Origin of the sequence: Janibacter sp. GXQ6167, from assembly GCF_041365945.1 — a bacterium.
GTDB lineage: Bacteria > Actinomycetota > Actinomycetes > Actinomycetales > Dermatophilaceae > JBGFSK01.
Genome location: NZ_JBGFSK010000004.1, coordinates 19,548 through 32,307 on the forward strand (window position 1 = coordinate 19,548; position 12,760 = coordinate 32,307).

Here is a 12,760-nt window from a genome sequence, read left to right on the forward strand (position 1 = left end):
TCTGCCCGCCAGACCATGACATCCGGGAGACCCCCGGGACGAAGGGAGCAACGATGAGCGATACCGGCGCGGCCACCACGCCGTCTCGGACCGACGACGAACTCAGCCTCGCGGAGCAGTGGGTCGCGCCGAACTATCACCCCCTCGATGTCGTCATCCACGAGGGCCACGGGCCGTGGGTGACCGATGTCGAAGGGCGGCGCTATCTCGATGCCCTCGCCGGCTACTCGGCGCTCAATTTCGGGCACGGTCATCCCGACCTCGTCGCCGCGGCGCACCAGCAACTGGACACCCTGACCCTGATCAGCCGCGCCTTCCACAGCGACGCGCTCGCCCCCTTCTGCCGCGATCTCGCGACGCTCGCTGGCAAGGAACTCGTCCTGCCGATGAACACCGGGGCGGAGGCGGTCGAGACCGCGATCAAGACCGCGCGGCGCTGGGGCTACCTGGCGAAGGGGGTGCCAGCCGAGCGGGCCCGAATCATCGTGATGGACGGCAACTTCCACGGCCGAACCACGACGATCGTTTCGTTTTCGACCGACCCGGTGGCGCGCGAGTACCACGGCCCCTTCACGCCGGGTTTCGACATCGTGCCGTACGGCGACCTGGACGCGATCCGGGCAGCGATCACCGACGAGACCGTGGCGGTCTTGCTCGAACCAATCCAAGGCGAAGGGGGCGTGCTGATCCCGCCCGATGAGTTCCTGCGCGGGGTGCGCGAACTGACCCGCGAGCAGGGGGTGCTGATGCTCGCCGACGAGGTCCAGTCGGGACTCGGTCGGACGGGGTACACCTTCGCGTGTGATCACGAAGAGGTCGTCCCCGATCTCTACATCCTCGGTAAGGCGCTCGGCGGCGGCATCGTCCCGGTCTCGGCGGTGGTCGCCGACCGGGCGGTCCTCGGGGTCTACAGCCCCGGAACTCACGGCTCCACCTTCGGCGGTAACCCCCTCGCGGCGGCCGTCGGGCATGCGGTCGTGCGGCTCCTCGCGACGGGGGAGTACCAGGCCTCGGCCCGCCGGCTCGGGGCGCGCCTCGCCGAGGGTCTGGAGGCTCTCGTCGGACACGGACTCGTCGCCGTACGGTGCCGCGGCCTATGGGCGGGCCTCGATATCGACCCTGCGCTGATGACCGGACGCGAGGCGAGCTTGCGCCTATTGGATCGCGGCGTGCTCGCCAAGGACACCCACGGTTCGACGATCCGGCTCGCCCCACCGCTCGTGGTGGACGAGGACGAGGTGGACTTCCTGGTCGACACCCTCGCCGCGGTCTTGCGGGGTTAGCGGCTCGGCGAACCGCTCAGCCAGGCGGCCACTTCCCGGTAACCGAGCGAGCGATACAGGGTGCGCGCCACGTCATTGTCCGAATACATCTCCAGGGCGCTCACGCCGTGCTCGGCGATCGCGCCGCGAGTGAGTTCGGCAGTGATATCCCGGCCGAGACCGCGGCCGCGATGGGGCTTTGCGGTCGCGATTCCGGCGAGCATCGGGACACCTGAGTGCTCGACTTCGCAGCATCCGATGGCGACGAGCGCGCTCTCCGCATCGCGCGCCCCCACCCACCGTTGCCCGGGGCGTACCCAGGGGCGGCCGTCGGTCCGCGGGCTGTGCTCGGCGAGGAACCGGTCCATCTCGTCGCGGTCACTCGGCTCGAGATCGACGATCGGGTGCCGAGGGGGCGGCGGAGCCGTGCGCGTGATGAAGGTGTCCCACCCCTCCATCTGGTCGGGATCGACGCCGAGCGCCGAAGCGAGCGTGTCCGCAGCGTCCCTGCGGATGGACAAGCTCTGAACCCCGTGGTCTGCGTGCCATCTGGCGAAGGGAGGGCCCGTCACCAGGTCGTGCAGCAGGCCGATATCCCCGGTCAGCATCACCGTCGTGCCGTGGTTATAGGTCGGGCGGAGCAGGGCGGTTGCCCAGGCGGAGCCGCTCGTGAGGATCAGCGCCTCGGCGAGCGATTCGGTGGGTGCTTCGGTGAGGATCGCGTCATGGTGATGCGTGAGGGCGAGCAATTCCCCCTTCGTGCGCGCTCGGTGCCAGGTGCTCACTCGCGGATACCGAACCGGGCGTGCAGCCGCTTCATCCACGCGGGCGCCCACCAGTTCCACTCGCCGAGGACCGACATCGTCGCCGGTACGAGCAGCATGCGCACCAGGGTCGCGTCGATGATGATCGCGAGCACGAGCGCGACGCCGGTCTCCTTGATCGCGAGCACCTGGGCGAAGACGAAGCCGGAGAAGACGATCACCATCAACAAAGCGGCGCTCGTGATGATCCGACCGGAGCGCTGCAGCCCGAGGCGGACCGCCTCTTCGGTCGGTCGGCCCTGCTCGTGGAGCTCGACGATGCGGGACAGCAGGAAGACCTCGTAGTCCATCGAGAGGCCAAACCCGAAGGCGAGGACGAGCACGGGGATCGTCGCCTCGACGGCGCCGACCGAACTAAATCCGAGGAGCCCCTCGAGGTGCCCGTCTTGGAAGACCCATACCAAGGCCCCGAGGCTCGCGCCCAGCGAGATGACGTTCATGATCAGGGCCTTGATCGGCACGACGACGGAGCCGGTCATCAAGAAGAGCAGCAGGAACGTCGCGAGGATCACCGTCAGGGCGGCGAAGGGGGCGCGCTGCTTGACAACCTCGACGAAGTCGTAGAGCCCGGCGGCCTGACCGCCGATCTTGCCCTCGATCGGTGGTGGGTTGGCGTGGAGATGGGCGACCAGATCGCGGGCTCCCTGGCCCATGATCCCGTCGGCGGTCCGGAGTTGGACGCTGGAGATCGTGCGCCCATCAATCTCGCCGGCGTTGACCACCTGAGGGGGAGCGTCGAGCCCCGGGAGCTGCTTGGCGGGGCCGTCCGCCCATTCACGCACCGCCTCGGGCGCCTCATCGGTCACGTAGATCACATCGGGGGACGCGAGGCCCGGGTAATGCTGGTCAAAGGTCTCGAAGAAGACGCGCTCGGGGGCCCCCTTCGGCAGCATCTCGGGCCCGGAACCGGTGAGTTGCATCCGTAGGGATGGCAGCGCGACGGTGACGAGCACCGCGAGGACGACCGCGATGACGGCCCACGGTGCGCGTTGCACCCCCGTCGCCAGGCGAGAGAAGACACCGGTGTCGGGCGCCTGCTCGGTGCCGCCGCGGCGGACGAGGCTCTTGGCGGTGAGGGCGCATAGGGCAGGGATCAGCGTCGTCGCGACGAGCAGGGCCAGGATGACCACCGAGACGCCGGCGGCACCGGATGCTCGCATGAAGGTGACGGGGAAGAACATCAGGCCGGCGAGCGCAATCGCGACGGTGATGGCGGAGAAGACGACGGTGCGGCCGGCGCGATCGACGGTGCGGCCGGTCGCCGCGATCACGAGGTCGCGGTCGATCGTCTCGGGAGGTGCGCCCGCGAGCAGGCCACGGAGTTCTTCTCGGAAGCGGCTCACCACGAGCAGGCCATAGTCGATGCAAAGGCCCAACCCGAGGACCGTGACGATATTGACCACGGTCGCGTCGAGCTCGATTAGGTAGGAGAAGCCGAGCAAGGTGGCCAAGGCGCCGCCGATGGAGGCGATGGCGCCAATGATCGGCAGTCCAGCAGCGAGGAATCCGCCGAAGACGATGATCATCACGACGAAAGAGACCGGGAGGGCGAGCCCCTCGCCGCGGGTCATGTCCTTGCCGACCTGGCCGATGATCGCGTCGACCAGGGCCTTGATGCTGCCGCGCTCGCTGTCCTTGGGTTTGACCTCGTAGACCAAGAGGGCCAACTCGTGGTCGACATGTCCGCGGGCCACCTCGAGGTCCGCGTCGCTCAGGTGGTCCTCATAGGTGACGATCGTCGCGTACCCGTTGTCCCCGTCCGGGTGGTCGCGAAGGAAGGGCGCGGCCTTCGGGTCCTTTTCGCGGTCCTTAAAGGCGAAGGGGTTGACGACCGACTCGACCCCGTTGATCGCTGAGATCCGCTGCAGCGCAAGGAGGTTCTTGCCGATGACGCGCTGGTCCTCGAAATCCACGCCGGTCATCAGCAGGGTGTCGGAGGCAAAGGATCCGCTGCCGGCGTCGGCGAGCATGCGGCTCGCCTCGCGGGCCTGGCCGGGACTCTCCATGTCATTGCTGTGCAATCGGTCGAAGAGCCCTCCACCCCCGACACCGCCGATAGCGACCGCGAAGGTCGCTCCGATCAGGACCAGCCAGGTGATGAGGACGCGAAGGGGGTGTCGGCCGACGGCCCGTCCGCCGCGGGCGAGCAGCGTCGTGGGTTCAGCGTCATTCACGGGGGACAGCCTGCCACTGCGATGCCGCCCGACTCTGTCTGGGGCGTCACACCCCCGGTGGTGTTGCCCACTCCACAGCGGGCAAGCATGGTCAGAAGGGGGCGGGCTGACCCCACGTCGGCGCCTTCGCCCCCTTCGGTGGGGGCAAAGAGCAGGAGGTAGGGATTCACTCGGGGCGGCCCAGGAGGAGAGGTGCCGCTAGCGGATGAGTGTCTCGGCCTGGGACCAACCGCGGATCTGGAGCGCCGAGACGAAAGGCTGAGCACGCGCGATATCCCCCTTCGGGGGCTTCCTGAGAGAGCACCGGGTCCGGCACAGTGACGAAGGTGCCGCATCGAACACGTGTCTTGGCCATCGTCCAAGCTGGCGGGGCAGGGTCCCGCATGGATGTCTTAACGCGCGAGCGCGCCAAGCCAGCGCTGCCCTTCGGTGGCCACTACCAGCTCGTCGACTTCGCGCTTTCCTCGCTGGCTCACTCGGGGATCAGCGACGTGTGGGTCGGGGTGCAGTACCAGGCGATGAGCCTCGCCCGCCACGTCGCGGGTGGACGCCCCTGGGACCTTGATCGCACCCGTGGCGGTCTGCGCTGGCTGGTGCCCGAAGAGGGTGGCGGCTCGAGTACTCAGACGGGCTTTTCGACCGGGAACGCCGATGATCTCTATCGGCGCCTCGACGACATTCGCTCCCACGCGCCCGATGTGGTTGTCGTCCTCAGCAGCGACAGTGTCTTCGCCCTCGACATCCGCGACGTCCTCGACGAGCACCTCGAGTCCGGTGCCGACTGCACTGTCGTTACCTCGGAGGTCACGCGGACGCAGGCCAAGGCGAAGGGCGTCGTCACCGTTGACCGCAAGGGCTGGGTGACCGACGTCGACTACAAGCCCGACGACCCGCCTGCCACGACGATCGCGGCGGAGATCTTCGTGTACCAAGCTGCCGCTCTGATCGACGCCCTGGAGACTCTGGTCCGGCAGTTGCGCGAAGAGGAAGAGGACCCAGAGGACACGGGGCTCGGTGACTTCGGAGAGACGCTCCTGCCGCATCTTGTGAGGCACGGCAAAGTGCGCGCGTTCCCCCTTCCCGGGTACTGGCGAGACATGGGGACCCCAGCGGAATATCTCTCCGGACACCGGGACCTGCTCGCGGGGCGGATCGACCTGCTCCGTAACGACGATTGGCCGATCCTCACGCACTTCCCCGAGCTCCCTGCCGCCCGGGTGGCCGAAGGGGCGGAGGTCGCCGACAGCGTGATCAGCGCCGGTTGCGAGGTCCATGGGACCGTCCGCAAGAGCGTGCTCGGTCCCGGTGTCAGCGTCGCCGCGGGCGCCATCGTGGAGGACAGCATCATCTTCGCCCGGACGACGATCGAGAGCGGCGCTCACATCGCGACGAGCATCATCGACGCCCATTGCACGATCCGACGCGGCGCGACGGTCGGGCGCCTCGCCCGCGCGACCCGGGCTCAGGACGGCGACCTCGTGATCGTTGGGCGAGACAGCGTCATCGGCCGGGGCGCTGTCCTCGAACCCGGCAGCCGCCTCGAACCCGGGACGACGGTGTAGCCGTCGGGCGCTTCGTCGCCGAAGTGTCGGTGAGTGCACACTCGCGGCTCTAACGGACCCTTCACCGCGCGGTGATCGCCACCCGAGGCAGGGCCGGGCCGCGCACGTCGTCGGCGGCGCGCGTTAGCCTGCGTGGCGTGCCCGACCCGGATCTTTTCGGAGCGTCGCAGTCTGACGCCCCCGCCACCGCGCCCGCCCCACTGGCGGTGCGGATGCGTCCGCGTGCCCTCGACGAGGTGCGTGGCCAGGAGGAGATCCTGCGCCCCGGCAGCCCCCTTCGCCGGTTGATCGAAGGGGCTGGCGGCGTCGCTGGCCCGCTGTCAGCGATCCTCTGGGGACCACCGGGCACTGGCAAGACGACGCTCGCGCACCTCGTTGCGCAGGTCGCAGATCGCGAGTTCGTCGAGCTCTCGGCCGTCACCGCCGGCGTCAAAGACGTGCGCCAGGTGATGGAACGAGCCGCGAGCAACCGCTCGCTCTACGGCCGCCAGACCGTCCTCTTCCTCGACGAGATCCACCGCTTTACCAAGGCGCAGCAGGACGCACTTCTCCCCGGGGTCGAAAACCGCGAGGTCATCCTCGTCGCCGCGACGACAGAAAACCCGTCCTTTTCGATCATCGCCCCGCTGCTCTCCCGCTCGGTTCTCGTCACCTTGCATTCGCTGGAGCGTTCGGACATCGAGTCCGTCCTCGACTCAGCGATCTCCGAGGAGCGTGGCCTCGATGGCCGCTACACCCTCTCCGATGAGGCCCGCGATCACCTGGTCTCTGTGGCCGGTGGTGACGCCCGCCGGGCGCTGACCTCGCTAGAGGCGGCCGCCGGTGTCGCCGAGCAACTCGCCCCGGTAAGCCTCGATGATGCCCCGACCGAGATCACCCTCGCACACGTCGAGCAGGCGGTGGACCGAGCGGCCGTGCGCTACGACAAGACCGGGGACCAGCACTACGACGTTGCCTCGGCCTTCATCAAGTCGATGCGCGGCTCCGACGTGGATGCCGCCTTGCACTACCTCGCCCGGCAACTCGAAGCGGGGGAGGACCCGCGCTTCATCGCCCGCCGCATCGTGATCCTCGCGAGCGAGGACGTCGGGATGGGAGACCCCACCGCCTTGCAGACCGCGGTCGCCGCGATGCACGCCGTCGCCCAGATCGGGATGCCCGAGGCGCGAATCGTCCTCGCCCAAGCCGTCGTCCATGTCACGACCGCACCGAAATCCAACGCCGCCTATGTCGGGATCAACGAGGCGATCGCCGATGTCCGCGCCGGGAAGGGCGGAGCCGTCCCCCAACACCTGCGCGGCACCGGCTACACCAGCCCCGAGCGCAAGGCAGCTGCGACCAGCGGGGAGCGACCACGGGACGCCTATATCTATGCGCACGACGAACCCGACGCCGTCGCCGCGCAGCCGTATCTCCCCGAGGACCTGAGGGACAAGCTCGCCACCGAGTCCTACTACCGTCCGACCGACCGCGGCTTCGAGGCACGACTGCAACAGCGATGGGCGTGGTTGCGAGATCGCCTGCGCGGGCAGTGACCCGCCGGTCACCTCGACGCACGGGCCGTGTCCAGGTGGCCCCCCTTCATGGGCGCGGACTGTAGGCTGACCGATCGAGCCCGACCAGGCGCCCCCTGGCCGCGGCTGTCCCCTGAACACGTTTGACCCAAAGGACCCCATGGAGACCGCCGAGATCAGGCGCCGCTGGCTGAGCTTTTTCGAAAGCAAGGGACACACCGTCGTCCCCTCAGCCCCCCTCATTCACGAAGACCCCAACCTCCTCTTCGTCAATGCCGGCATGGTCCCCTTCAAGCCGTACTTCCTCGGCCAGGAGACCCCGCCGTGGGATCGCGCGACGAGCGTGCAGAAGTGCGTGCGGACCGGCGACATCGACGAGGTCGGCAAGACGAGCCGACACGGCACGTTCTTCCAGATGAATGGCAACTTCTCCTTCGGGGACTACTTCAAGAAGGACGCGATCATCTTCGCCTGGGAGCTGCTCACCGGCTCGCAGGACGAAGGGGGCTACGGCCTCGACCCGGACCGGATCTGGGCGACGGTCTACACCGAGGATGACGAGGCCGAGCAGCTCTGGCTCGAGCACACCCCGATCGCCCCGGAGCGCGTCGTGCGCCGCGGCAAGAAGGACAACTACTGGCACATGGGCGTCGCCGGCCCTGGCGGCCCGTGCAGCGAGATCTTCTACGACCGCGGTCCCGAGTACGGCGTCGAAGGGGGCCCCGAGGCCGACGAGGACCGCTACCTCGAGGTCTGGAATCTCGTCTTCATGCAGTACGAGCTCACCAATGTGCGCTCGAAGGAGGACTTCGAGATCGTCGGTCCGCTCCCGGCGCAGAACGTCGACACCGGCATGGGTCTCGAGCGGATCGCGAGCATCCTGCAGGGCGTCGACAACCTCTACGAGATCGATGAGGTCTACCCGGTCCTCGCCAAGGCCGCCGAGATGACCGGCAAGACCTATGGCGCGTCCGGCGCGAAGACCGCCGAGGACGCGGACCCGGACGACGTCCGCCTGCGCGTGGTCGCCGACCACGTCCGTTCCTCGCTCATGCTGATCGGCGACGGCGTCACTCCCGGCAACGAAGGGCGCGGGTATGTCCTGCGCCGGATGCTGCGCCGCGCGGTGCGCTCCATGCGCCTGCTCGGTTTCGACGAGCCGGCGCTCCCGCACCTGCTCCCGGTTTCGATGGAGCGCATGAGCGCGTCCTACCCGGAGTTGCGCGACGGGTTCGAGCGGATCGCTCAGATCGCGTACACCGAGGAAGAGGCCTTCCGCCGCACCCTGGCGCAGGGCACCCAAATCCTCGACCACGCCGTTACCGACACCAAGTCCGCCGGCGGCGAGGTCCTCTCCGGCGACGACGCCTTCAAGCTGCACGACACCTACGGCTTCCCGATCGACCTCACTCTGGAGATGGCGGCCGAGCAGGGCCTTGCCGTGGACCGCGATGGCTTCGTGCGGTTGATGGATGAGCAGCGCCAGCGGGCCAAGGCCGATGCCAAGGCCAAGAAGGGCGGCCACGCCAACACCGAGGTCTGGAAGGAGCTGCGGGCCCTTGGCGCGACCGATTGGCGTGCGTACACCGAGCTCGGCTCGGACGCGACGGTCGTCGGGATCGTGCGCGATGGCGAACTCGTGACCGAACTCGAGCCCGGTGAGCGCGGCCAGGTCGTGCTGGATCGCACCCCCTTCTACGCCGAGTCCGGCGGACAGGTTGCCGATGCCGGCTTCATCGCCGCCGACGGGTCACACCTCGACGTCCGCGATGTCCAGCGGCCGGTCAAGGGCCTGATTGCGCACACCGTTGAGGTTGCGGGCGGAGGGATCCGTCTCGGGGCGCCGGTGCGCGCCGAAGTCGACCCCGCCTGGCGGGTCGAGGCCTGCCAGGCCCACTCGGGCACCCACGTCGTGCACGCGGCGCTGCGCCAGGTGCTCGGCCCGTCGGCTCTGCAGTCCGGGTCCTACAACAAGCCGGGTTACCTGCGCCTCGACTTCGCCTGGAACTCCGCCCTGAGCGCCAATGTCAGGGCCGAGATCGAGCACGTCGCAAACCTCGCCGTGCGCGATGACCTGCCCGTCTCAGCGTCCTGGATGACCTTGCCCGAGGCCCGTCAGCAAGGGGCGCTCGCCCTCTTCGGCGAGACCTATGACGAGATGGTCCGCGTCGTCGAGATCGGTGGCCCCTGGTCGCGTGAGCTGTGCGGTGGCACCCACGTGCGGCACTCCAGCCAGGTTGGTGCGCTCACCATCACCGGTGAGTCCTCGGTCGGGTCCGGCGTGCGGCGCCTCGAGGCCTTCGTCGGCATGAACGCCCTCCAGCACCTCGCGACCGAGCGCGCGATGGTGGCCGAACTCACCTCCCTTGTGAAGGTCCCGCAAGGGGAGCTCGTCGAGCGGGTCGGCGAGATGGTGACCCGCCTGCGCGAGGTCGAGCGTGAGCTCGAGCGCTCGCGCCGCGAGCAGGTCCTCGCGGCGGCCGGTTCCCTCACCGATGGCGCCGAAGATGTCGCTGGCGTGACCGTCGTTGCGCGGCACATCGCCGGGGGAGCCCCTGACGACGTGCGGCGCATGGTGCTCGATACCCGCGGCAAGCTCGGTGACGAGCGTCCGAGCGTCGTCGCTTTGACCGGCGACGGCGGCGGCAAGCCCGTCGTGGTGGTCGCGACCAACGAGGCCGCGCGGTCTGCTGGCGTCAAGGCGGGCGCCCTCGTGCGAGTCGCGGCCCAGACCCTCGGCGGGGGTGGCGGCGGCAAGGATGACATCGCCCAGGGCGGTGGCAGCAAGCCCGACCAGGTCCAGGCGGCCCTTGAGGCGCTCAAGCAGGCCATCGGCTCCCGGGCGTAGATCGCATGCGAACCGGAGTGCGCGTCGGCGTTGACGTGGGGGATGCCCGGGTCGGGGTCGCTGCCTGCGATCCTGAGGGTGTCCTCGCGACCCCGGTCGCGACCCTCACCCGAGATGCCGAAGGGGGTCAGGACCAACGCGATATCGCGGCGCTGGCAGCCGAGCTGAACGCGATCGAGATCGTGGTGGGCCTCCCACGCTCCCTGGACGGCACCGAGGGCCCCGCCGCACGGTCGGTGCGCGCCTGGGGCGACGGCCTCCGCCCGCTGATCGGTGACACGCCCATCCGTCTCGTCGACGAACGCCTCACCACCGTCGATGCCCATCGTGGTCTGCGCGCCAGCGGCGTGGCGACCATCGACCACCGCCGGGTGGTCGACCAAGCGGCGGCGGTTCTGATCCTGCAACACGCGCTCGATAGCGAGCGGACGAGCGGTCGCCCCCCGGGCGAACGAATTGGTGGCGCCCGGCGGCGCAAGCCGCGAGCGAAGGGCGGATCACGATGAATCAAGACCTCTCCGACGGACTCTTCGCACCTCGCCCACCCGCCGATGACGGCCAGGGCGGCGAACAAGCCGCGAGCGAGGCATCGCGGCCCATGACGCGGCGGGAGAGGCGCGATGCCGAGGAGCACCAGGGCCACCGGCGCCCGGGTCGCAAGCGGCACCCCCTTCGCTCCGCCCTCATCATCCTGATCGCGCTCGCCCTGGTCGGCGGCGCCGGCTACGCGGCTCTCGGTGGCCTCTCTGGGATGCTCCCAAAGATCGGTTTTGGCAGCGAGGCTCCCGCCGACTACGAGGGTCCGGGCAGCGGTGCGGTCGACGTGGTGGTGCGCGAAGGCCAGACCGCCACCGATATCGGCCAAACCCTCGTCAAAGCCGACGTGATCGCCTCGGCGCAGTCCTTCGTCAACGCAGCCAACGCCGACCCGAAGGCAGCCTCGGCGATCCAACCGGGGTCCTATGAGTTGCGCGAGAAGATGCGTGCCGCGGACGCCTTCGCCTGGCTCGCCAATAAGGACAACCGCACCGCCGCAGGCGTGACGGTCCGTGAGGGCCTGTGGAACTCGGAGATCTTCGCCCTGCTGGCCGAGCAGACTGACACCCCCCTGGCCGATTACAAGAAGGCAGTCTCGGCAGGGATTGGTCTGCCGAAGGAGGCGCGGGGGAACGCCGAGGGGTGGCTCTTCCCGTCGACGTATCAGTTCGAGGAGGATGCCTCGGCGGCCGCGCAGCTGAAGGTCATGGTCAAGCGGATGGTGTCCGAACTCGAGAAGGCCGGCGTCCCGCGCGATCAGTGGGAGCGGACCTTGACGATCGCCTCGATCATCGAAGGGGAGTCGGGATCCTCCGACCGCGACAAGGTCGCCCGGGTGATCTTGAACCGGCTCGACGGGGGTAACTCCGAGACCAACGGACGCCTGGAGATGGACAGCACGGTCCACTTCATCTACCAGGAGCGCGGCAAGGCCGGCACCACGGACGAGCAGCGGTCGAGTTCTAGCCCCTACAACACGTACAAGGTCAAGGGCCTACCCCCTGGTCCGATCAACAGCCCCGGCGCCGCCGCGATCGAGGCCGCCGAGAACCCGGCGTCCGGTGACTGGCTGTACTTCGTGACGGTCAACCCGGATACGGGGGAGACGAAGTTCGCCACGACCTTCGCGCAGCACCAAAAGAACCAGAAGCAGTTCCAGACGTGGTGCTCGGAAAACAAGGACCGGTGCTGACCTCGGGCTACCGCGCGGCCGTCCTCGGCCACCCGGTCGACCACTCGCTCTCACCGGTCCTCCACGAGACCGCCTATCGCGAGCTCGGCCTTGCCGATTGGTCGTACGAACGTCACGACTGCGAAGAGGACGGCCTCGCTCCCTTCCTCACCGGGCTCGATGCGTCGTGGCGAGGGCTCTCGCTCACCATGCCGTTGAAGGGGGTCGCGCTCACCCTCGCGCAGGAGGTGAGCCCGACGGCGATCCGGGCGAGGGCCGCGAACACCCTGATCCGACGCGTCGACGGCGGCTGGGATGCCGACAACACCGACGTCTACGGGATCGTCGCCGCTCTCGGTCCGCATCTGCCCGCCACGGTCGAGCGCGCGTTGATCCTCGGCGGTGGGGCGACCGCGCGCTCGGCGATGCTGGCCCTCGCCGATCTCGGGGTAGGGCAGGTGCACGCCGCGGCGCGGCGGCCCGATGCCGCCGCGGCCGAGCTCGGCCCGCTTGCCGACGACCTCGGCGTCAGCCTCACCGTTGGCCCGCTCGCGCAGTGGCGCGCCCAGACGGCCGAGGTGGCCGTCTCCACCCTTCCTCCCGCTGGCGGCGCGGCCGCAGCAGACGCCCTTGGCGACGGTGACGGCCCGGCAGTCCTGCTCGATGTGGTCTACGCGAACTGGCCGACACCGTTGGCGCAGAGCCTGATGGGCCGTCACCGGACGGTCGTGGACGGCCTCGACATGCTCGTCCAGCAGGCCGCGCGCCAGGTCGAGTTGATGACCGGTGAGGCACCGAGCGCGATGGTGATCGAGGCCATGTCTTCCGCAGCCCGGACGGCGTCCGGGCGCTCCTGATCCGCGTGCGA

9 protein-coding genes are annotated in these 12,760 nt (G+C 68.9%); 7 read left to right on the forward strand and 2 right to left on the reverse strand.

Annotated elements, in window-relative coordinates; translation table 11 throughout:
* Positions 1 to 53 precede the first annotated feature (53 nt).
* Positions 54 to 1,283 carry an ornithine--oxo-acid transaminase gene (gene rocD / locus AB8K43_RS06925; RefSeq protein ID WP_370893374.1) on the forward strand — a complete coding sequence of 410 codons (1,230 nt, stop codon included), beginning with the start codon at positions 54 to 56 and terminating at the stop codon, positions 1,281 to 1,283.
* Here rocD and AB8K43_RS06930 read toward each other — a convergent pair.
* Positions 1,280 to 2,047 (reverse strand): GNAT family N-acetyltransferase, encoded by a 768-nt coding sequence (locus tag AB8K43_RS06930; protein ID WP_370892823.1) that lies wholly within the window; start codon positions 2,045 to 2,047, stop codon positions 1,280 to 1,282. The genes rocD and AB8K43_RS06930 overlap by 4 nt on opposite strands.
* Positions 2,044 to 4,260 (reverse strand): MMPL family transporter, encoded by a 2,217-nt coding sequence (locus AB8K43_RS06935; protein ID WP_370892825.1) that lies wholly within the window; start codon positions 4,258 to 4,260, stop codon positions 2,044 to 2,046. The genes AB8K43_RS06930 and AB8K43_RS06935 overlap by 4 nt, the downstream gene beginning before the upstream one ends.
* A gap of 326 nt (positions 4,261 to 4,586) precedes the next feature.
* On the opposite strand from AB8K43_RS06935, the gene AB8K43_RS06940 reads away from it, so the two are divergent.
* The 6 genes from AB8K43_RS06940 (at position 4,587) to AB8K43_RS06965 (ending at position 12,749) form a co-directional block, all read left to right on the forward strand.
* Positions 4,587 to 5,822, forward strand: a complete 1,236-nt coding sequence (locus AB8K43_RS06940; RefSeq protein ID WP_370892827.1) for a glucose-1-phosphate adenylyltransferase family protein — start codon at positions 4,587 to 4,589, stop codon at positions 5,820 to 5,822.
* A gap of 137 nt (positions 5,823 to 5,959) precedes the next feature.
* A complete protein-coding gene (locus AB8K43_RS06945) occupies positions 5,960 to 7,357 on the forward strand; it encodes a replication-associated recombination protein A (RefSeq protein ID WP_370892829.1) in 1,398 nt (465 codons plus the stop codon).
* A 139-nt stretch (positions 7,358 to 7,496) separates the two neighbouring features.
* Entirely contained in the window at positions 7,497 to 10,184 is a 2,688-nt protein-coding gene (gene alaS / locus AB8K43_RS06950; protein WP_370892831.1) for an alanine--tRNA ligase, read from the forward strand.
* 5 nt (positions 10,185 to 10,189) lie between these two features.
* A complete protein-coding gene (gene ruvX, locus AB8K43_RS06955; RefSeq protein WP_370892833.1) occupies positions 10,190 to 10,690 on the forward strand; it encodes a Holliday junction resolvase RuvX in 501 nt (166 codons plus the stop codon).
* The gene (gene mltG, locus AB8K43_RS06960; RefSeq protein ID WP_370892835.1) at positions 10,687 to 11,913 is read left to right on the forward strand and encodes an endolytic transglycosylase MltG; all 1,227 of its coding nucleotides are present in this window, start codon (positions 10,687 to 10,689) and stop codon (positions 11,911 to 11,913) included. Before ruvX ends, mltG begins: the two co-directional genes overlap by 4 nt.
* Positions 11,907 to 12,749: a shikimate dehydrogenase gene (locus tag AB8K43_RS06965; RefSeq protein WP_370892837.1), complete on the forward strand. Its 843-nt coding sequence runs from the start codon at positions 11,907 to 11,909 to the stop codon at positions 12,747 to 12,749. The genes mltG and AB8K43_RS06965 overlap by 7 nt, the downstream gene beginning before the upstream one ends.
* Positions 12,750 to 12,760 lie beyond the last annotated feature (11 nt).